The sequence below is a fragment of the Ferdinandcohnia sp. GQ5 genome (genome assembly GCF_059759275.1).
This window is the reverse complement of the sequence record NZ_JCAXEW010000008.1, coordinates 33,564-54,049: the sequence shown is the minus strand read 5'-3', so window position 1 is coordinate 54,049 and position 20,486 is coordinate 33,564. Positions and strand designations below refer to the sequence as shown.

The following is a 20,486-nucleotide window of genomic DNA, read 5'->3' as shown; positions in this document are numbered from 1 at the left end:
CTGTGTGGGTTGAGCGATTGGATAAAGGGAATATTTAGTTGTTCAAGTTTTGCTGAGGTAAAGACGCCCCTCTTTACTTCAGTTTTTTTGTTTTATTTCGAAAAAAGGTTTCATGTTCACAATTAACAACATTGTCTTAGTTTATAGATGCGTATTATGATATAATATTTGACGGAATGTTAAGAGGATGTTCAAAAAGTCCGGTGAAAATGACATTCGAATTTCTTTGTTGGCTTGCTGTTTAAGACCCTCACGTATTAAATTACATACGTTCCGGTGCTCAAAGCTTCGCCGCCTTGAACTTTCGACGCACAGGATGTGCTAGTGCCGGCGGCGCGCCATAGGACGTGGCGTTTTTAGCCGGCGAGGTCCTTTTCATCCTCCTTTTTGAATACACCTAGATGTTGGACAAGGGAGTGAAAAAGGTGACACCAGGATTACTAAAAATGTGGATATCATTTGCGGGTATTGCATTTATGTTTATCGCAGTAATATCCATTTATCTTAGCCGTTTTAAATTGAAGGGCTTCTTAAAAGGATTAGTAGCCACGATAGCATATATTTTTATGATTCTAGCAGGAATCATTATCTTCTTTGTCGTGTTCAGCGGACCTGTTAGTGAATAAAGATACAAACTTAAGGATGGTATTATTATGAAAGTTACGTTACAACTGATGGTAATTGTTTTTTCTTTATCATTACTTACGGGATGCTTGTATCCAAAAGAAAAGCTTACTGAAAACCAAATTCCATATGAAGACCAGGTTGCGGATGTTCAGAAAGCAGTTGACAAATTCAAAGAGGATAATGGTGGGCTCTTACCAATCAAAACAAGAGACATGGAGACTCCTTTATATCAAAAATATCCGATTGATTTTACTCGGCTTTCACCCAAGTACATAGCTGAACCTCCTGGTAATGCATATGAAACTGGTGGAGTTTATTTATATGTTTTAGTAAATGTAGAAACAAATCCAACTGTTAAACTTCTAGATGTACGAATTTCAGAAGAAATTAGTGAACTAAATTTACGAGTAGAAATGTATCGTTCATCAAATGGGTATGCACCATTTAAAGAACAACTTCAAACAGGTATATTTACTTTGGATTATAGCAAGCTAGGATTGAAAGAAGAACCGTTTGTGGTAAGTCCTTTTTCAGGGAAAAACTTACCACTCTTGATAACAAACACAAATGAGATTATTGTAGACTATCGTATGGATTTATATGAGTATTTAACAAAACATGAGCATACCTACCAATCAGGTGATGATATTCGGGATATTTTAGTTGAACATTCAATGTTTGTTCCTGTAAATTCCCACCCCACTACGATTGATGATAATAATGAACCAATATTTTTAAATAAATAAGTCATGAACCCTTCTTTTAGACATAAACTCTAAGAGAAGGGTTTTTATTTTGTAAATTATGTTCAAAAAGTGTAAGAAAAATAGCTTACTAGTGTAGTTTTCATTCATCTTTTTGAACTCAACTTTGCTGCTACATATTATGGGGGGAATTTTTTTCTAGAAATAGTCATATTTAATTAGGACAACGTCATACAAATATAATGTCCTAGAATATGTAGTAAACGGATATAATTATCCCAAGAATTGTAAAATCGGGAGGGATCACACTTGGAAAAGGTAGATATTTTTAAAGATATCGCTGAGCGCACCGGTGGCGATATATATTTAGGAGTCGTTGGTGCAGTTAGAACTGGCAAATCCACTTTCATAAAGAAGTTCATGGAATTAGTAGTTTTACCAAATATCGGTAGTGAGGCAGATAAGGCACGTGCACAGGATGAGCTGCCACAAAGTGCTGCAGGAAGAACAATTATGACAACAGAACCAAAATTTGTTCCAAACCAAGCTGTTTCTGTACATGTTGAAGAAGGACTTAATGTTAACATTCGCCTTGTGGATTGTGTGGGATACACGGTTCCGGGTGCAAAGGGCTATGAGGATGAAAATGGGCCTCGTATGATAAACACTCCTTGGTATGAAGAGCCGATTCCTTTTCATGAAGCAGCTGAAATTGGCACGAGAAAAGTAATTCAGGAGCATTCTACAATTGGGGTAGTAGTAACAACAGACGGCTCAATTGGGGAGATTCCTAGAAGAGATTATATTGAAGCAGAAGAGAGGGTTATTGAGGAACTTAAAGAGGTAGGAAAACCATTTATTATGGTTATTAACACAGTTCATCCTCATCACCCAGAGACAGATGCGCTTCGTCAAGAGTTAAATGAAAAGTACGATATTCCAGTTTTAGCGATGAGTGTTGAAAGTATGCGTGAAGCAGATGTTTTCAATGTTCTACGCGAAGCACTTTATGAGTTCCCGGTATTAGAGGTAAATGTTAATCTACCTAGCTGGGTAATGGTCTTAAGAGAAGATCATTGGTTAAGGGAAAGCTATCAAGATGCTGTGAAGGATACTGTTCAGGATATCAAGCGGTTACGAGATGTTGATCGAGTTGTAGGGCAATTTAGTGAATATGACTTTATTGACCAAGCAAGCTTGGCTGGTATCGAAATGGGGCAGGGTGTAGCTGAAATTGATTTATATGCTCCAGATGATCTATATGATCAAATCCTTAAAGAAGTGGTGGGTGTTGAAATCCGCGGAAAAGATCATCTCTTACAGTTAATGCAGGACTTTGCACATGCAAAAGCAGAGTATGATCAAGTGGCAGATGCACTAAAAATGGTGAAACAAACGGGTTATGGAATTGCAGCACCAGCGTTATCTGACATGAGTCTTGATGAGCCTGAAATTATTCGACAAGGTTCCCGATTTGGGGTTCGCTTAAAGGCTGTTGCGCCTTCTATTCACATGATTAAGGTTGATGTAGAATCTGAATTTGCTCCGATTATAGGTACAGAAAAACAAAGTGAAGAATTGGTCCGATATTTAATGCAAGACTTTGAAGATGATCCACTTTCTATCTGGAATTCAGACATATTTGGAAGATCATTAAGCTCCATTGTACGCGAAGGTATTCAAGCGAAATTATCATTAATGCCTGAAAATGCGCGCTACAAGCTTAAAGAAACTCTTGAAAGAATCATTAACGAAGGTTCGGGCGGATTAATTGCTATCATATTATAGGATAATGGCTCCTCACAAGGGAGTCTTTTTTTATGCAATAAAGAGGAGGATTTGCTTACGAAACACTTATATGATAAGCTTTTTACAAAAAAATAGAGCCGAATTGGTGAAAAATACATAAAAAGGTAAAATTTCTGTTGAAATATATTGAATTATGTCTAATAATCGTTTATTATAAGGCATGTTAGTATCAGACTAACGTTGAAGACACTTGATGACACAAGACTCGCAGAACAATGAATAATCACTCATATTGAATGAATAGCATATTTGGGAGGAGGTGAATGTCATGAACAAAACAGATTTAGTTAATGCGGTGGCTGAAAGTGCTGAACTATCTAAGAAGGATGCTACAAAAGCTGTTGATGCAGTTTTTGATTCAATTCTTGAAGCCCTTAAAGGTGGAGACAAAGTTCAGTTAATCGGATTTGGTAACTTTGAGGTGCGTGAGCGTGCTGCACGTAAAGGTCGTAATCCTCAAACTGGTGAAGAAATCGAAATTGCTGCTAGCAAGGTTCCTGCATTTAAACCAGGAAAGGCGCTTAAGGATGCAGTAAAATAATTTTACATAGAAACTATGTGAAAGATATAAAATTGAATTACAAAAAAGAGTCGTTTCTTACGGCTCTTTTTATTTTTGTTTTCTGTACATAATTATGCTAGAATCAATTGACTAGTAGTATGTAATGTAAAATGAAGAGGGGTTGGCTAAAATGACTTCCATTGACTATAAAAAAATAGAGCAGGCAGTAACCATGATTTTAGAAGCAATCGGTGAAGATCCAGAGAGAGAAGGACTAGTCGATACGCCAAAAAGAGTTTCTAAAATGTATGCGGAGGTATTCTCTGGTCTACAAGATGACCCGAAAGAATATTTTCAGACCATTTTCGGTGAGGAACATGAAGAGTTAGTGCTTGTCAAAGACATCCCATTTTACTCAATGTGTGAGCACCATCTTGTCCCGTTTTATGGTCACGCACATGTTGCCTACATTCCTAAAGGTGGTAAAGTAACTGGCTTAAGTAAGCTTGCACGAGCCGTAGAAGCAGTCGCTAAAAGACCTCAATTGCAAGAGAGAATTACCTCAACAATTGCAGACTCTATTGTTGAAACCTTACATCCTCATGGGGTAATGGTAGTAATTGAAGCAGAACATATGTGTATGACAATGCGGGGAGTAAAAAAACCAGGAGCAAAAACAGTAACTTCTGCTGTTCGTGGAATATTACAAAAAGACCCAGCTGCGCGAAGTGAGGTATTATCTTTAATTAAGAATTGACATACGTAATGAATTACGAGATAGTAAAAATAATGTGGATTTCACTCATTTTCCATTAAATGTGGAATGAGTTGAAAAAATTTCCTTTACATAGCATTCATAGGAGTGAAGAAGGATGAGTAATAATTCAAACTCAGAATTTATTGTAATTAAAGCAGTGGAAGATGGAGTCAATGTAATCGGTTTAACGAGAGGATCTGATACACGCTTCCATCATTCGGAGAAATTAGATAGAGGCGAAGTAATGATTGCCCAATTTACTGAACATACTTCAGCAATTAAGGTTCGTGGCCATGCAATTATTCAAACTAGCCATGGAGAAACTGAATCTGATTCCAAAAAATAAAGCAGGTTATTCCTGCTTTTTCTTTTGGATTGCATAAAACTAAGGGAAAAACTATGGGATATATGTTATAATTAACGTTGTTTTAAAGAGACTAATATAAAGACCTTCAAAATAGAAAATCTATTATTTAAATTGGGGAAACAAGGGTGATTGATTTGCATGACATCAAGGAAATAGTTGCCAATCTTAAGGAGCGTATTGAGGTTAAAACAAGACATTCATACCTTCAAAGATATATGGAAACACCTAGCATAGATGAAGATAAGATTTTATTATTGAATTCGATATGCGAGGATTTACTTTTGCCAAAAGAGCAATTGGAAAACTATATAGTAACAACTATGCTTGTTCAACAGGCATTGGATACCCATGAATCAGTCCCCAATCGATTATCCTATTCAGATGAACGCATGCGCAGTCAACAGTTGGCTGTATTGGCGGGAGATTATTTTAGCGGATTATATTATAAACTTCTGGCTCAGGTCTCCGATATAAACTTCATTCGAGTACTTGCAGAAGGAATTAAAGAAGTAAATGAAGCAAAAATTTATTTGTACCAAATGGACAATGAAAATATAGACAAGCTTTTTAATTGTGTAACTACTGTGGAGTCGGCCATTTTTCAAAAAATTATAAAAAGCTTTCAAATAATAAAATGGGAAGAACTCATTTTGAATTTTTTATTATTAAAAAGACTACTGCGCGAACGCGAACAGTATCTGGAAAACGGGAATTCAATTCTCTTCAAGACGCTAAAGAAAATCGTTTTTCAGCATGAAAAACATGATCATGAGACACAAGTAATGATCGTTTTTAACAGGCAGCTTTCTGTTGTAACAAATAAGCTGGATCAGATTTTAGCAAAGAACCCAAAAATGAACAGTATCTTATTAAATCGAATTAATGAGTTACGATTTGAAGGTGCTTCAATATCAATGAATAAGATTGTGGAAGAAGGGTAATTATGGAGCAATCTAAAGAACAGCGTGTACACCATGTGTTTGAAAAAATATATAAAAATTATGACCAAATGAATTCCGTGATTAGCTTCCAACAACATAAAGCCTGGCGTAAGGATACAATGAAAAGAATGGATGTCCAAAAAGGCTCATCCGCATTAGATCTATGTTGTGGAACTGCAGATTGGACGATTGCGCTTGCAGAAGCAGTGGGTCCTAATGGGAAAGTAGTTGGTCTAGATTTCAGTAAAAATATGTTAAAAATTGGCCAAGAGAAGGTTGTTAATCTGCAATTAGATCAGGTTAAATTGGTACATGGAAACGCGATGGAACTGCCGTTTGAGGATAATTCCTTTGACTATGTAACAATTGGCTTTGGTTTAAGAAATGTACCAGACTATATGACCGTTTTAAAAGAAATGCAAAGGGTAGTAAAACCTGGTGGCAAGGTTGTTTGTTTAGAAACTTCACAACCAACAATGATTGGATTTCGTCAATTATACTTTTTCTATTTTCGTTTTATTATGCCAGTTTTCGGAAAACTTTTTGCGAAAAGCTATCAGGAATATTCATGGTTACAAGAATCTGCACGTGATTTTCCAGGCATGAAAGAACTAGCAAATATGTTCCGAGAAGCAGGCTTAAAGGACATTGAAGTTAAACCGTACACTTTGGGTGTAGCTGCTATGCATTTAGGGTATAAGAAATAATATTTTCGCGTCATATTTTTGTAAACTAAGGTGAAACTCATGAAATTATCTTTGATGTATTCGTATTTGAATACAGATTTAGCTATTATAGAAAAGGAACTGGAGGCTTCCATCAAAGGGGAGCATCCTGTTCTTCAGCAAGCTGGATTGCATTTATTGCAATCAGGTGGAAAACGATTACGACCTGTTTTTGTCCTATTAGGTGGCAAATTCGGTAAGTATGATATTAATGTGATTAAAAACGTAGCCGTAACACTTGAGCTTATTCATACAGCATCGCTTGTCCATGATGATGTGATTGATGACGCGGACCTACGTCGTGGCAAGCCTACCATTAAAGCCAAATGGGACAATAAAATTGCAATGTATGCAGGAGATTATATACTAGGAAGTTCTCTAGAGATCATCACGAAACTTGATAATCCTTTATTACATAAACTTCTTGCTCATACAATCGTCGAGGTGTGTTTAGGTGAGATTGAGCAAATTAAAGATAAATACCGGTTTGATCAAGACTTACGATGTTATTTGCGTCGTATAAAACGGAAAACGGCCCTATTAATCGCAAGTAGCTGCCAACTAGGAGCAGTTGCGGCGGGTGTTCCTTCTGATATTCATAAAAAACTTTATTTATTTGGCTATTATGTTGGAATGGCCTTTCAAATTACAGATGATATTCTTGATTTTACAGGCACTGATCAACAACTAGGCAAACCTGCTGGTAGTGACTTGATGCAAGGGAATATTACATTGCCAGTTCTTTATGCGATGAATGATGCGAAACTTAAAGACCTTATTACTCAAGTTTCAGAACATACAACATCTGACGAAATTAAACCATTAATCACGTTGATTAAACAATCAAATGCAATCAAACAATCTGAGGCTATAAGTAACCGTTATTTAGATAAAGCGTATAAGGTATTAGAGGAATTACCTTCTGGTCGTGCTAGAAATACACTATATAATATTGCAAAATATATCGGAAAAAGAAAATTTTAAAGTTACTTGGCCTCTTTGTAACTTACCTCGTGTTGTCATTAAAAAACTGAGCGCTTAAACGCAAAAGTGTATTTAATGAATACAGTTGCAAACCAATCGAAATAGTGTTACTATTTTGATTGGTCGCTAAAAAATGACTATTATACATATTTTGGTGGGGTGGAGAGAATTATGGAAAAAACGTTTTTAATGGTTAAACCTGATGGAGTCCAACGTCAATTAATAGGTGAGATTGTATCACGCTTCGAAAGAAAGGGCTTTCAATTAGTAGGGGCAAAACTAATGGTAATTTCTGAAGAACTTGCTGGAGAACATTATGGTGAGCACAAAGAGCGTCCATTCTTTGGAGAGCTTGTAGATTTCATCACTTCTGGTCCTGTATTTGCAATGGTCTGGCAAGGTGAGAATGTAATTGCAACTGCACGTCAAATGATGGGTGCAACAAATCCGAAGGATGCCCTTCCAGGAACAATTCGTGGTGATTTTGGATTAACTGTTGGAAAGAATGTAATTCACGGTTCTGATTCACCGGCAAGTGCTGAGCGTGAAATCGCACTTTTCTTCAAAGAAGAAGAAGTAGCGGCATACGAAAAGCTTATTAATAACTGGATTTATTAATCCATCAAAAACCAGCTCTAATAGGGCTGGTTTTTCTTAAGGAACCTTTCATTATCAACACCAAAACTATGTATAGTTTTTAGGAGATCGCTATGAACACAGATTACATCACTTTTACCCACCAAATAAAAAGAAAAACAGGTATCGATTTGCGTTTATATAAGGAAGCTCAAATGCTAAGAAGACTTACATCGTTATATGAAAAAAGAGGATTTACGAGTTTTGTTGATTACTATAAGGGTATTGAAAAGGACAATGAACTATTTCACGAATTTTTGGATCGTATGACAATAAATGTATCGGAATTTTATCGAAATGCAAAAAGATGGGAAATACTAGAGAGAAAGATTCTCCCAAAACTTATAGAAAAAAATCGAAATCTTAAAGTATGGAGTGCCGCGTGTTCTGCAGGTGAGGAGCCTTACACCCTAGCAATGATACTTTCGAAGTTTTTACCTTTACACAAAGTATCGATTCTAGCTACAGATATTGATGAAAATATACTAGCAAGAGCAAAGCTTGGTGTGTACTCTGAGCGTGCACTTCAGGAGCTCCCAAATCATATGAAAAATCATTTTTTCACGCAAAAGGATACTTTCTATCATATTAATTCTGAGATTAAAAAGTCGGTGACCTTTAGAAAGCAAAATTTGCTATCAGACTCATTCGATGCTGATTTTGATCTAATCGTCTGTCGTAATGTCTTGATTTATTTTACAGAAGAGGCTAAAGATATGGTATACAAGAAGTTTAGTAATGCATTGAAAAGTGACGGGATATTGTTTGTTGGAAGTACTGAACAAATTTTTAATCCTGGTTCATATCATTTAGAAACCGAAGATACATTTTTTTATCGAAAAAAATAAAGCATGTAAAATAAAGCGTCAGAAAAATGACAAATCTAATAATGTTTGCTACGATATAGTAATCGAATTTGCCTCTGGGTGAATTCTTTTTCTTTATCATAATGTATATAAATCATAGAAATTTTTGAAAAAATCTATCCGGAATTATAGAGATTATGATATATTGGTACATAATCGCTTTAAATTACGAAAGTGAAATTCTTTTTCACGATTACATATAAGGGGGAAACACACATGAGATACTTAACAGCTGGTGAATCACATGGGCCACAGCTTACAACCATACTTGAAGGTGTACCTGCTGGTCTTGAACTTACTGCAGAAGATATAAACTTTGAACTTGCTAGACGTCAAAAAGGACACGGACGAGGCAGAAGAATGCAAATTGAAAAGGACCAAGTGAAAATTGCAAGTGGCATTAGGCACGGTAAAACATTAGGTTCTCCAATTGCATTAGTCGTTGAAAACAATGACTGGAAACACTGGACGAAAATTATGGGTATCGAACCTATTACTGATGATGAGGCAGAAGATATTAAGCGTAAAATTACACGTCCACGCCCTGGACATGCAGACCTCAATGGAGCAATCAAATACGGACATCGCGATATGAGAAATGTTCTTGAAAGATCTTCAGCTCGTGAAACGACAGTACGAGTTGCAGCTGGAGCAGTAGCTAAAAAATTCTTGGCATCTCTAGGGATTCAGGTTGCTGGCCATGTATTAGAAATTGGGGGAGTACGTGCGAAGAATATTACCTATTCAACCCTAGAAGAATTGAAAACAAAGACCGAAGAATCTTCAGTTAGATGTATGGATGAGGAAGCGGGCGTTCAAATGATGAATGCCATTGATGAAGCAAAGAAAAATGGTGACTCCATCGGTGGGATTGTTGAAGTCATCGTTGAAGGTGTACCTGCAGGCGTAGGAAGCTATGTTCATTATGACCGTAAACTGGATTCGAAAATTGCGGCAGCAATGGTAAGTATCAATGCCTTTAAAGGTGTTGAGTTTGGTATTGGATTTGAGGCAGCTAGAATTCCTGGAAGTCAGGTTCATGATGAGATCATTTGGGATAAAGAAGCTGGATATAAGCGAAGAACCAATAATTTGGGCGGCTTTGAAGGCGGTATGACAAACGGTATGCCTATTGTAGTACGAGGTGTAATGAAGCCAATTCCAACTCTTTATAAGCCATTAAAAAGCGTTGATATTGAAACAAAAGAAGTATTTGAAGCAAGTATTGAACGGTCTGATAGCTGTGCAGTACCTGCCGCATCCGTAGTCGCTGAGGCAGTTGTGGCGTGGGAAGTTGCAAACGCAATTGTTGAACAATTCGGACAAGATAGAATCGATTTAATTCAAGAAAATGTAGCGAAAATGCGTGAGTATTCGAGGGAATTCTAATGGACCAGTTAACCATAGCAACAAAATCGAAATCCTATCCAATGTACATTGGAACTGATATTATCAATCTTTTGCCACAAGTTATAAAGGATACCTGTAAATCGGTATCAAAGGTACTTGTTATAAGTGATGAATCGGTTGCTTCACTATATTTAGAGGAAGTAAAAGATATCCTTCATGCCCAATTCGACGAGCCGTTATCGTTTGTTATTCCCGCTGGCGAAAGTGCAAAATCATTTGAAATGTATTATCAATGTCAGACTTTTGCGTTGGAAAATGGGTTAGACCGTTCATCGGTAATTCTTGCATTAGGAGGAGGTGTCGTTGGCGATTTAGCAGGTTTTGTCGCGGCAACATTCATGCGTGGCATCCCATTTATCCAAATTCCAACTACATTGCTTGCACATGACAGTGCAGTTGGAGGGAAGGTTGCCATTAATCATGAACTAGGAAAAAATATGATTGGTGCTTTTCATCAACCGAATGCGGTATTATATGATATTGATTTAATGAAAACATTGCCAAAAATCGAGCTTCGTTCAGGCTTTGCAGAGGTCATTAAGCATGGATTAATTTGGGATCCGGAGTTTTATGAGTGGTTAACTGAAAACATTACATCTTTAGACGATTTAAAGGGTGAAAAGCTTCAATACGCTGTATTAAAAGGTGTAGCCGTAAAGGCAAAAGTTGTTTCGGAGGACGAACAAGAAAAAGGACTGCGTGCCATCTTAAACTTTGGGCATACCTTAGGTCATGCTATTGAAGCTGAATCTGGTTATGGAAAGATTACCCATGGAGATGGCGTTGCAATTGGGATGATTTTTGCATTAAAGGTAAGCGAAAAAATCTTTAATAGTAATCTATCATCTGAAAAAATAAAGGAATGGTTTAGCTTATTTGGGTTCCCAACCAGCATTCCTGAACATTTAGAAGTTGATAAATTACTTGAACGAATGAAGCATGATAAAAAAGCTACCTCAGGAAAAGTAAAAATGGTCTTGTTAAAAAATATTGGGGAAACTGTTATTCAAGATATAGAAGATGAGCATCTACTCCGTTTCTTAAAGGATTTTATTTAAGATAAGATGTCTTATGCAAAAAGGAGGAGTGTAAATGATAAGGGGAATACGTGGCGCCACCACTATAAAAGAAAATAATAGACAAGAAATATTAACAGCTACTGAACAGCTACTGCGTGACATGATCATTGAAAACCACATTGAAGCTGCAGATGTGGCACAAATTGTATTTTCAGTCACCGATGATATTGATGCAGCTTTTCCTGCTGCAGCGGCAAGACAAATTGATGGATGGACATTTGTTCCAGTAATGAGTATGAGAGAAATCCCTGTACCGGGTTCATTGCCATTGTGTATACGCATATTAATGACTGTGAATACAACTGCAAAACAAGAAGAAATCAATCATGTATACCAAAATGGAGCGATTGTCTTAAGACCAGACCTTTCAACCGTACAAGGTAAATAAAACTATACATTGACAAATTGAAGATGTATATGATAAGTTTAGTTACAATATTTGATAAAGTTAGAGTTTAGTAAGTTTTCTGAGAAGTTTAGAGTTGAGTTTAGGGTAGATGAGAATGAGAGAGTTTAGCCGAGGTTAGCAGAGTTTAGTTATGTTACTTCTACCCAAAGATACCAATGTGTCTTTGGGTTGTTTATTTTTATCGTTTTTTTTATAAAAAAGCGATTCCAATCTTCAAATACCTCCTAAATCCTCATTCTCCATATTTTATGGAGGAGTGAGCTGAATGAATACGTATGATTTTTCCTCGTTTGCGTCCGATGCAAAACAATATCGGACAATTCCGATTGTCAAACGTTTCTTAGTGGATACGTTGACACCCATTCAAATTTTTCAAAACCTAGAAAATGAAGCATCTTTTCTGCTTGAAAGTAAGGATCACGAATCCGAGTGGTCTAGGTATTCATTTATTGGCTTAAAGCCATTCCTGTTTATGGATGAAAATAAAGGTCACTATTACGTGAAAAATGAAAACCAGCAAAGCTTAGTGAAGAAACCAACGATGAAGGATGCATTCAACTGGATTAAGGATTACCTTGCCTTAAAGCCGCTGGATATCGAAATCCCCTTTTATGGAGGGGCAGTTGGGTATATTGGGTATGATGCAATTTCTACTTTTGAAAAGGTAGATGAGCACTCAAACAATGATTTAAACATGGAACGCTATCAATTTTTCTTTTGTGAAACGATTTTAGCGTTAGACCATCATTCACGCGAGTTAATTGTCGTTCATTTTGTTCGATTAAATGGTGGTGAAGATGAGCGGATTCAAAAAGCTGTTTTCGAACATGCTCGCTCAAAAATCAACATGTATTTGTCCCGTATTGTTCAAAACAAAGAACAAAGTGAAATGTTATTACTACCAAAATTACATGAAATACCGAATGTAAGAGATATAAAAACGAACTTCGAAAAACAGGATTTTCTAGATGCTGTTGTTAAAATAAAGGACTATATCACGGATGGAGATATTTTTCAGGCGGTTTTATCACAACGCTTTGAAATTCCGGTCTCAGTAAGTGGATTTCAGCTATACCGAATCTTACGAATGGTAAACCCCTCACCATATTTGTTTTATATCAAGATTAATGATATTGAAATCGTAGGAAGCTCACCAGAGCGTTTAATCAAAGTTCATAATAAACATCTTGAGATTCATCCAATTGCAGGTACAAGACGTAGAGGGAAGACGAAAGAAGAAGATGAAGCACTTGCATCGGAATTGCTTCAGGATGAAAAAGAGATGGCAGAGCATTATATGCTAGTCGATTTAGCACGTAATGATATTGGCAGGGTATCTACATTTGGTTCTGTTAAAACTCCTGTATTAATGGAAATTGGTCGATTTTCACATGTGATGCACATTATCTCAAAGGTCACAGGTGAATTAGATGAGAAAATTGATCCATTAGATGCGTTACAAGCAGCTTTCCCAGCAGGTACTGTATCTGGAGCACCTAAAATTCGAGCAATGCAAATTATCTCAGAGCTGGAACCTATGGCTCGAAACTTATATGCTGGCACAATTGCTTATATAGGCTTTGATGGAAATATAGATTCCTGTATTACAATTCGGACGGCGATTATAAAAGATGGTATTGCTTACGTTCAGGCGGGAGCAGGAATCGTTGCCGATTCAGTTCCAGAACACGAATGGATGGAAACTGTAAATAAAGCAAGTGCCTTAATTCAAACAATCCAATTAGCAGAAGAAGCATTCGATAAGGAGGATATTCATGTTTAAACAACTTTTAAATAAATGTATTACTGGCGAGGTATTAACAGAAGAAGAAAGCTATCGAGTGATGGACGTGATTATGTCTGGTGATGCAACTGCAAGCCAAATTGCGAGTTTACTTTCAATCCTTCGTTTTCGTGGCGAAACAGTCGATGAAATTACTGGCTTTGCAAGAGCGATGAGGGAGCATATGATGCAGCTCGATTATGAAAGTGATCAAGTAATAGACACTTGTGGGACAGGTGGGGATGGTGCTTCTACATTTAATATTTCAACTGCAGCTGCAATTATTGTATCTTCCATAGGAATAAAAGTTGCAAAGCACGGAAATCGAGCAGTGTCATCAAAAAGTGGTAGTGCGGATGTTTTAGAATATTTAGGTGTTGAGATTCAATCAACCAAAGAAGAAGCGAAAGATGCATTAAATAAACGAAATATGAGCTTTTTATTTGCACCTATCTATCATGCTGCGATGAAGCATGCCGTCACTCCAAGACAGGAAATTGGATTTCGAACAATTTTTAACCTATTAGGGCCGATGGCAAACCCAGCCAGATGTAAAAGGCAAGTGCTAGGTGTGTACTCAACAGAGTACGCTGAAAAAATGGCATATGCCCTTCAGAAACTCGGTTCTGAGCATATTTTATTTGTTTCAGGACGTGATGGACTTGATGAATGCAGTATTACAACTGAAACAGATATTGTGGAACTTAAAGACGGAGAGATTACAAGATTTGTTCTCTCACCTGAAGATGTCGACCTTCCCCGTGGAAATATGAAGGACATTCAAGTATCTTCCGTGGTTGAGAGCGCAAACCTTCTGCGGGATGTTTTGTATGGAAGAGCCAATCAAAGTGCAACGAATATTGTTTTATTAAATGCTGGTGCAGCTATTTACATCTCAGGAAAAGCGAACAGTATTCGTGAAGGTGTTGAAATGGCAAGAGAGGCTCTTGTAATGGGAATAGCAAGGAACCAATTTGAACAGCTAAGAAATCGTGAGGTGGAGTATTTTGCTAAACAAAATTCTTGAACAGAAAAAAATAGAAGTTAAAAACATTAAATATCCTGAGATTGACAGTGCTGTTAAACGAATTTCTCTATATGAAGCACTCTCTAATCCTAATCGATCCCTTGGTATCATTGCTGAGGTGAAAAAAGCATCACCTTCAAAGGGCGTGATCCGAGAAGATTTTCATCCAGTCAAGATTGGAACAGAATATGAAGCAGCAAAAGCGGATGCTATTTCAGTATTAACAGATGAACCATTTTTTCAGGGTTCAATTGAATATTTAATGGATATTAAGAAAAATGTAAATATTCCTGTTCTTCGAAAGGATTTTATCGTTGATGCAAAGCAGATAAAACAAAGTGAAAAAATCGGTGCAGATGCTATTTTATTAATTGGCGAAGCACTGGAGCCCAATCAATTACATGAATACTATTGTGAGGCATATGAAAAAGGCTTAGAGTGTCTTGTTGAAGTCCATTCTAGGGAAACGCTAGAGCAGGTTTGTAGCATTTTTACACCTAAAATCCTTGGTATTAATAATCGGAATTTGAAAGTATTTGAAACTTCGATTACACACACAGAGGAAATCGCAAAAGATGCTCCAGTAGATAGTCTTATTGTCAGTGAAAGTGGAATCCACACTCCACAGGATATTAAGTCCATTATGAAATATGGAGCAAAGGCAGCACTTATCGGAGAAGCATTTATGCGAGCAGAGTCCCCAGGAATTGGGATTAAGCAAATGTTTGGAGAGGTCCCTCATGCAACGTCCGCTTATTAAATATTGTGGAAATAAATCATTTGAGGACTTACAAGTGGTTGCTAAAAGCAATGCCGATTTTATCGGCTTTATTTTCGCATCCAGTAAGCGAAAAGTAAATCCTATTGAAGTGGAACAATGGTTACAAGAAATTGATCTGCAGGATAAACAAACCGTTGGGATCTTTGTTAATGCAGACTTGGAAGAGATAGAGACTGTATTGGAAAATGTACCTTTATCCGTTATCCAATGTCATGGTTCAGAGTCAGTTGATTTTATTAAACAACTAAAAAAGAAGACAGGGATTAATGTATGGAAGGTAATCCATCATGATGAACAAGCTCTTAGAACGATGGAGGAGTTTGCTGATGTAGCCGATGGTTATGTTGTTGATACAAAGATTGCAAATGTTTGGGGTGGCTCTGGTATCTCATTTGATTGGCAGTCAATTCCTATCTATCAACAAGAAGCAAGTCGACAAAGGGTTCCTTGTTTCATCGCAGGTGGAATAGGCCCTGAAAATATTGAAAGCCTACTAACCTATAAGATCGACGGGTTTGATATCTCGAGCGGGATTGAATATGCAGGTAAGAAAGATCAAACTATCATACAAACTATTGAGAAATGGGTGGATAAATTTGAAGAACGTACCAAATGAAAATGGTAGATTCGGAGACTTTGGTGGAAAATTTGTACCTGAAACATTAATGATGCCATTAGAAGAAATCGAAAGGGCATTAGACGAGGCATTTCAAGATGAAGAATTTCGTAACGAATATATTCGTATTTTAAAAGAATATTCAGGTCGACCTACAGCACTTACATATGCTGATCAGTTAACGAAAGAACTAGGTGGGGCGAAAATCTATTTAAAGCGTGAGGATTTAAATCATACTGGCGCACACAAAATCAACAATGCGATTGGTCAAGCGCTATTAGCAAAAAGAATGGGGAAGAAAAAAATAATAGCTGAAACAGGAGCTGGCCAACATGGTGTAGCAGCTGCTACAGTAGCCGCTAAATTTGGATTAGAATGTAAGGTTTTTATGGGTGTAGAGGATATTGAAAGGCAAAAGCTAAATGTGTTTCGAATGAGACTTTTAGGTGCTGAGGTCATTCCAGCCACAAGTGGGAATCAAACATTAAAGGATGCAACGAATGAAGCAATCCGTTATTGGGTACAAAATTGTGATGATCACTACTATATGATTGGCTCAGTAGTAGGTCCACATCCTTATCCAAAAATGGTCCGTGATTTCCAACGAATTATCGGTGACGAAGCAAGAGAACAGTTTTTAAAACGCGAAAATCAATTGCCTTCAACAGTCGTTGCCTGTGTAGGTGGCGGAAGTAATGCGATCGGGATGTTCTATCCGTTTCTAAATGATGATGTGCGTTTGGTCGGTGCTGAAGCAGCTGGAAAAGGTGTCGATACAATGTTACATGCAGCCACAATTACGAAAGGAACAAAAGGTATCATTCACGGGTCGCTAACGTACCTTCTTCAAGACGAGAACGGTCAAATTACAGAACCATATTCTATATCTGCTGGGTTGGATTACCCTGGTGTTGGCCCTGAACATGCATATCTTGCAAGCAGTGGAAGAGTGAAATATGAAAGTGTAACCGATCAAGAAGCTCTCGATGCATTGCAATTACTTACTCGTGTTGAAGGAATTATCCCAGCTATTGAATCCGCACATGCAATGGCCAAAGCAATCCAGTTGGCAAAAGAAATGTCACCAGAAGAATCGATCTTAGTTTGTTTATCCGGACGAGGAGACAAAGATGTTCACTCACTAATGACATATTTAGAAGAAAGGGGAGCTAAAAATGAACACAACCTTTACGAACCGGTTACCCAAGGCTGAAAAATTATTTATCCCATTTATCGTGGCAGGGGATCCTCATCCCGATGTGACAGTTGAAATTGCACTTACATTACAGGAGTCTGGTGCTTCAATCATAGAATTAGGGATACCATATTCAGATCCATTAGCAGATGGTCCTGTTATTCAAAGAGCATCTGGGCGTGCACTTAAAAATGGTGTTACATTAGAAAACTCAATGAAACTTGTTTCGGTTATGAGAAAAAAAGGTCTAAAAATTCCAGTAATTATCTTTACCTATTACAATCCTGTGCTACAATTAGGAGAAGAAAGCTTTTTTGCTTTAGCGCAACAAAATGGTATTGACGGACTACTTGTTCCCGACCTTCCTTTTGAAGAAAGTGAAGACCTCAGAAGAAAATGTGAAAGTGAAGGGTTAAAATTTATCTCTTTAGTTGCGCCAACTTCTTCAAGTCGAATTGAAAAGATCGCTACAAATGCACAAGGATTTTTATATTGTGTTTCATCCCTTGGTGTAACAGGTGTTCGAAATTCGCTTAATAATGAGGTATACTCATTTTTACAAGAGGTAAAACGCTATAGCAATATTCCTGTAGCAGTTGGGTTTGGTATTTCTAATTCTTCTCAAGTAGAAGCACTTAAAGATCATTGTGATGGGGTGATCATGGGAAGTGCCCTTATCCAAAAGATTGAAGAGTATCTACCAGAATTAGTGAATGAAGAAACAAGAGCTACCGCCTTATCCCATTTTAAAATTTTTGTAGATGATGTATTGCATCCCATTAACTTTATTCAGCAGAAGACTGAATAAAGTTAAAGCCTCCGGCGGATGCCACGATTTTTCAAAGGAAATTTTTCGATCCTAGATCAAAGACTAAGAACGCCACATCCTGTGGCAACGTCTTCATGACCCACTTCCTGTGGGCCTAAAAATCTGGCGCAAAATACGCCAAGAGCGCATTTGAATATGATAAGAGGTGTAGCTTCAGATGAATATCAAGGAACAGTTATTAGATTTAAAACCATATCAACCAGGAAAACCAATTGAAGAGGTAAAAAGAGAATACGGTTTAGAAAAGATTGTGAAATTAGCTTCAAATGAAAATCCTTATGGATGCTCAGCAAAAGTAAAAGAAGCAGTTAAAAACAGTTTGGACTCATTTGCGATTTACCCTGATGGCTATGCAACGGAGCTAAGGGAAAAGCTTGCAAAGCACTTAGGTGTTGATGGTTCACAACTTCTTTTTGGAAATGGGTCTGACGATGTCATTCACATTATTTCAGCTGCATTGCTTGCACCTGGCAAAAATACAGTTATGGCCAATCCGTCCTTTTCGCAGTACAAGCATAATGCCATTATTGAAGGGGCAGAAGTACGTGAGGTTGAGTTAATTGATGGTCATCATGATCTTAATGGAATGCTCAAGCAAATCGACGCGAATACTGAAATTGTCTGGGTTTGCTCTCCAAACAACCCATCAGGAGTGTATGTGAACTCAGAAAAACTTCATCATTTCTTGAAGGAAGTTCCAAAGGATGTCCTAATTGTAATGGATGAAGCTTATTATGAATTTGCAGCAAATGAAATAGATTATCCAAATACAGTTGCGCTTCTAAATGATTATCCCAATCTACTTGTTTTAAGGACTTTTTCAAAGGCTTATGGCCTTGGTGGACTACGCGTTGGCTATGCAATTGGAAATAGTGATTTCATCAATAAAATTGAGCCTGTCCGTCAGCCGTTCAATTCAAACCGAGTAGCTCAAATAGCAGCGGCCGCTGCAATAGAGGATCAAGACTTCATCGCTTCCTATGTTGAGAAAAATAAGCAAGGCTTGCAACAGTATTATAGTTTCTGTGAGGAAAATCAATTATCTTATTATCCATCGTTTGGTAATTTTATTTTGATTGATTTTAAGCAACCTGGTGATGATGTGTTTCGCTATTTATTGGAGCGAGGCTTCATTGTTCGCTCAGGAAATGCTTTGGGCTTTCCAACTAGCCTTCGAATTACTGTTGGCACTGAGGAACAAAACAGTGAACTTATAGCGATACTTTCAGAGATGCTAGCAAATCAAGAGAAGTAAAACTGTGGGGGTTCAATGTAACCCCCATTAGTGTTTCTATAATCGGTGGTGATGAGATGGGAAAAAATATATTAGTAATTGGACTTGGTTTAATTGGGGGTTCTATTGCTCTTGCAATAAAGAAGGAACATCCTTATGCTACAATTTATGGTTTTGATAGCAATACAGAATCATCACTGTTAGCAAAAACGTTACAAGTGATTGATGAAGTTGTATTTAATTTAGAGGATGTTGTACACACATGTGATTATATTTTTATTTCGGTTCCAGTAAAACAGACGATTGACATTATTCATGAGCTCAGCTCATATGAGCTAAAAGAAGAAGTGATCGTTTCTGATGTGGGGAGTACAAAACAGGAAATTGTTCAGACAGCAGATTCCATATTTGGGGAAATTGGTGTAACTTTTATCGGCGGCCATCCAATGGCTGGTTCTCATAAAAGTGGTGTGGTTGCTGCGAAGGAACATTTGTTCGAGAATGCTTTTTATATTTTTACACCACACAACGAATCGCCTTCTAGTAAACTTGGGGTAGAGCAACTTCAAGCATTATTAAAGGGAACAAAAGCGAATTTTGTTATTATGAGTCCTGAGGAGCATGACCGCGTTGCGGGTGTAATCAGTCATTTTCCACATATTGTTGCAGCCAGCCTTGTACATCAAGCTCTAAAATATGATCAGAAAAATGAACTGGTTCGACCATTAGCAGCAGGGGGTTTTCGAGATATTACTAGAATCGCATCTAGTAATCCGTCCATGTGGCGTGATATTTTATTACATAATCGAAATGTATTACTAGATTTGTTTGAAAATTGGATTGATGAGATGGAACAAATCCGAAAGTTTGTGGCAAGTGGAAATGGCGATGATATTTATAATTATTTTATGGATGCCAAAAACTTTCGCGATGGACTTCCTACTCGTACAAAAGGTGCAATACCTTCATTCTATGATTTATATGTTGATATTCCGGATTATCCTGGTGTCGTTTCGGAAATCACAGGTCTTCTTGCCCAAGAAAGAATTAGTATCACGAATATCAGAATTATTGAGACAAGAGAAGAAATCTACGGTGTTTTACGTATCAGCTTCCAAAGTGACGAGGATCGTGCCAAAGCTAAGTTATGTATCGAAAGCAAGACAAGTTATGAAACATTTAATGGATAGCTTTTAAAATATACA

Annotated in this window: 22 protein-coding genes; all 22 read left to right on the top strand. The window is 37.2% G+C overall.

The features are described from left to right. Window positions 1–425 precede the first annotated feature (425 nt). The 22 genes from AC6CHV_RS11435 to AC6CHV_RS11330 all read left to right on the top strand — a co-directional run bounded on the left by AC6CHV_RS11435 (window position 426) and on the right by AC6CHV_RS11330 (window position 20,471). A complete protein-coding gene (locus tag AC6CHV_RS11435) occupies window positions 426–626 on the top strand; it encodes a DUF2768 domain-containing protein (protein ID WP_099351703.1) in 201 nt (66 codons plus the stop codon). 27 nt (window positions 627–653) lie between these two features. Further along, window positions 654–1,373 (top strand): YphF family lipoprotein, encoded by a 720-nt coding sequence (locus tag AC6CHV_RS11430; protein ID WP_341331035.1) that lies wholly within the window; start codon window positions 654–656, stop codon window positions 1,371–1,373. A gap of 267 nt (window positions 1,374–1,640) precedes the next feature. Beyond that, window positions 1,641–3,119, top strand: coding sequence for a stage IV sporulation protein A (gene spoIVA / locus AC6CHV_RS11425; protein WP_121448992.1), 1,479 nt, complete (start codon window positions 1,641–1,643; stop codon window positions 3,117–3,119). 289 nt (window positions 3,120–3,408) lie between these two features. After that, the gene (gene hbs / locus AC6CHV_RS11420) at window positions 3,409–3,681 is read left to right on the top strand and encodes a non-specific DNA-binding protein Hbs (protein ID WP_077618610.1); all 273 of its coding nucleotides are present in this window, start codon (window positions 3,409–3,411) and stop codon (window positions 3,679–3,681) included. A 151-nt stretch (window positions 3,682–3,832) separates the two neighbouring features. Beyond that, on the top strand, window positions 3,833–4,399 hold the full coding sequence (folE, locus tag AC6CHV_RS11415; protein ID WP_341331036.1) for a GTP cyclohydrolase I FolE: 567 nt from the start codon (window positions 3,833–3,835) through the stop codon (window positions 4,397–4,399). Window positions 4,400–4,514: 115 nt separating this feature from the next. Beyond that, window positions 4,515–4,745: a trp RNA-binding attenuation protein MtrB gene (mtrB, locus tag AC6CHV_RS11410; RefSeq protein ID WP_121448990.1), complete on the top strand. Its 231-nt coding sequence runs from the start codon at window positions 4,515–4,517 to the stop codon at window positions 4,743–4,745. A gap of 146 nt (window positions 4,746–4,891) precedes the next feature. Then, window positions 4,892–5,707: a heptaprenyl diphosphate synthase component 1 gene (locus tag AC6CHV_RS11405; RefSeq protein ID WP_341331037.1), complete on the top strand. Its 816-nt coding sequence runs from the start codon at window positions 4,892–4,894 to the stop codon at window positions 5,705–5,707. 2 nt (window positions 5,708–5,709) lie between these two features. Beyond that, on the top strand, window positions 5,710–6,414 hold the full coding sequence (locus AC6CHV_RS11400) for a demethylmenaquinone methyltransferase (protein ID WP_341331038.1): 705 nt from the start codon (window positions 5,710–5,712) through the stop codon (window positions 6,412–6,414). Window positions 6,415–6,453: 39 nt separating this feature from the next. After that, window positions 6,454–7,416, top strand: a complete 963-nt coding sequence (gene hepT, locus AC6CHV_RS11395) for a heptaprenyl diphosphate synthase component II (protein ID WP_341331039.1) — start codon at window positions 6,454–6,456, stop codon at window positions 7,414–7,416. 171 nt (window positions 7,417–7,587) lie between these two features. Continuing rightward, window positions 7,588–8,034, top strand: a complete 447-nt coding sequence (ndk, locus tag AC6CHV_RS11390; protein WP_099351695.1) for a nucleoside-diphosphate kinase — start codon at window positions 7,588–7,590, stop codon at window positions 8,032–8,034. 92 nt (window positions 8,035–8,126) lie between these two features. Beyond that, window positions 8,127–8,900 carry a CheR family methyltransferase gene (locus AC6CHV_RS11385; RefSeq protein WP_341331040.1) on the top strand — a complete coding sequence of 258 codons (774 nt, stop codon included), beginning with the start codon at window positions 8,127–8,129 and terminating at the stop codon, window positions 8,898–8,900. A gap of 234 nt (window positions 8,901–9,134) precedes the next feature. Continuing rightward, window positions 9,135–10,307, top strand: coding sequence for a chorismate synthase (aroC, locus tag AC6CHV_RS11380; protein WP_341331041.1), 1,173 nt, complete (start codon window positions 9,135–9,137; stop codon window positions 10,305–10,307). Continuing rightward, window positions 10,307–11,386: a 3-dehydroquinate synthase gene (gene aroB / locus AC6CHV_RS11375; protein WP_440272521.1), complete on the top strand. Its 1,080-nt coding sequence runs from the start codon at window positions 10,307–10,309 to the stop codon at window positions 11,384–11,386. Before aroC ends, aroB begins: the two co-directional genes overlap by 1 nt. Before the next feature lie 34 nt (window positions 11,387–11,420). After that, complete coding sequence (aroH, locus tag AC6CHV_RS11370; RefSeq protein ID WP_440272520.1) at window positions 11,421–11,795, top strand: chorismate mutase; 375 nt, start codon at window positions 11,421–11,423, stop codon at window positions 11,793–11,795. 286 nt (window positions 11,796–12,081) lie between these two features. Continuing rightward, the gene (trpE, locus tag AC6CHV_RS11365) at window positions 12,082–13,599 is read left to right on the top strand and encodes an anthranilate synthase component I (RefSeq protein ID WP_440272519.1); all 1,518 of its coding nucleotides are present in this window, start codon (window positions 12,082–12,084) and stop codon (window positions 13,597–13,599) included. Continuing rightward, complete coding sequence (gene trpD, locus AC6CHV_RS11360) at window positions 13,592–14,626, top strand: anthranilate phosphoribosyltransferase (RefSeq protein ID WP_341331044.1); 1,035 nt, start codon at window positions 13,592–13,594, stop codon at window positions 14,624–14,626. The genes trpE and trpD overlap by 8 nt, the downstream gene beginning before the upstream one ends. Then, window positions 14,607–15,386: an indole-3-glycerol phosphate synthase TrpC gene (trpC, locus tag AC6CHV_RS11355; protein ID WP_440272518.1), complete on the top strand. Its 780-nt coding sequence runs from the start codon at window positions 14,607–14,609 to the stop codon at window positions 15,384–15,386. The genes trpD and trpC overlap by 20 nt, the downstream gene beginning before the upstream one ends. Continuing rightward, window positions 15,367–16,023 (top strand): phosphoribosylanthranilate isomerase, encoded by a 657-nt coding sequence (locus AC6CHV_RS11350; protein WP_341331046.1) that lies wholly within the window; start codon window positions 15,367–15,369, stop codon window positions 16,021–16,023. The genes trpC and AC6CHV_RS11350 overlap by 20 nt, the downstream gene beginning before the upstream one ends. After that, entirely contained in the window at window positions 16,004–17,236 is a 1,233-nt protein-coding gene (gene trpB, locus AC6CHV_RS11345) for a tryptophan synthase subunit beta (protein ID WP_440272517.1), read from the top strand. The genes AC6CHV_RS11350 and trpB overlap by 20 nt, the downstream gene beginning before the upstream one ends. Beyond that, on the top strand, window positions 17,199–18,026 hold the full coding sequence (gene trpA / locus AC6CHV_RS11340) for a tryptophan synthase subunit alpha (RefSeq protein ID WP_440272516.1): 828 nt from the start codon (window positions 17,199–17,201) through the stop codon (window positions 18,024–18,026). The genes trpB and trpA overlap by 38 nt, the downstream gene beginning before the upstream one ends. A 178-nt stretch (window positions 18,027–18,204) precedes the next feature. Further along, window positions 18,205–19,302, top strand: coding sequence for a histidinol-phosphate transaminase (gene hisC, locus AC6CHV_RS11335; RefSeq protein ID WP_440272515.1), 1,098 nt, complete (start codon window positions 18,205–18,207; stop codon window positions 19,300–19,302). 56 nt (window positions 19,303–19,358) lie between these two features. Then, on the top strand, window positions 19,359–20,471 hold the full coding sequence (locus tag AC6CHV_RS11330; protein WP_341331050.1) for a prephenate dehydrogenase: 1,113 nt from the start codon (window positions 19,359–19,361) through the stop codon (window positions 20,469–20,471). Window positions 20,472–20,486: the final 15 nt, after the last annotated feature.

Bases quoted from the DNA above. Each gene is read 5' to 3' on its own strand.
- hbs (WP_077618610.1), top strand. From the start codon at position 3,409: ATGAACAAAACAGATTTAGTTAATGCGGTGGCTGAAAGTGCTGAACTA.
- hisC (WP_440272515.1), top strand. From the start codon at position 18,205: ATGAATATCAAGGAACAGTTATTAGATTTAAAACCATATCAACCAGGA.
- AC6CHV_RS11330 (WP_341331050.1), top strand. From the start codon at position 19,359: ATGGGAAAAAATATATTAGTAATTGGACTTGGTTTAATTGGGGGTTCT.
- trpE (WP_440272519.1), top strand. From the start codon at position 12,082: ATGAATACGTATGATTTTTCCTCGTTTGCGTCCGATGCAAAACAATAT.
- trpA (WP_440272516.1), top strand. From the start codon at position 17,199: ATGAACACAACCTTTACGAACCGGTTACCCAAGGCTGAAAAATTATTT.
- folE (WP_341331036.1), top strand. From the start codon at position 3,833: ATGACTTCCATTGACTATAAAAAAATAGAGCAGGCAGTAACCATGATT.
- AC6CHV_RS11385 (WP_341331040.1), top strand. From the start codon at position 8,127: ATGAACACAGATTACATCACTTTTACCCACCAAATAAAAAGAAAAACA.
- AC6CHV_RS11350 (WP_341331046.1), top strand. From the start codon at position 15,367: ATGCAACGTCCGCTTATTAAATATTGTGGAAATAAATCATTTGAGGAC.
- mtrB (WP_121448990.1), top strand. From the start codon at position 4,515: ATGAGTAATAATTCAAACTCAGAATTTATTGTAATTAAAGCAGTGGAA.
- hepT (WP_341331039.1), top strand. From the start codon at position 6,454: ATGAAATTATCTTTGATGTATTCGTATTTGAATACAGATTTAGCTATT.
- aroH (WP_440272520.1), top strand. From the start codon at position 11,421: ATGATAAGGGGAATACGTGGCGCCACCACTATAAAAGAAAATAATAGA.
- ndk (WP_099351695.1), top strand. From the start codon at position 7,588: ATGGAAAAAACGTTTTTAATGGTTAAACCTGATGGAGTCCAACGTCAA.
- aroB (WP_440272521.1), top strand. From the start codon at position 10,307: ATGGACCAGTTAACCATAGCAACAAAATCGAAATCCTATCCAATGTAC.
- trpD (WP_341331044.1), top strand. From the start codon at position 13,592: ATGTTTAAACAACTTTTAAATAAATGTATTACTGGCGAGGTATTAACA.
- AC6CHV_RS11430 (WP_341331035.1), top strand. From the start codon at position 654: ATGAAAGTTACGTTACAACTGATGGTAATTGTTTTTTCTTTATCATTA.
- AC6CHV_RS11400 (WP_341331038.1), top strand. From the start codon at position 5,710: ATGGAGCAATCTAAAGAACAGCGTGTACACCATGTGTTTGAAAAAATA.
- aroC (WP_341331041.1), top strand. From the start codon at position 9,135: ATGAGATACTTAACAGCTGGTGAATCACATGGGCCACAGCTTACAACC.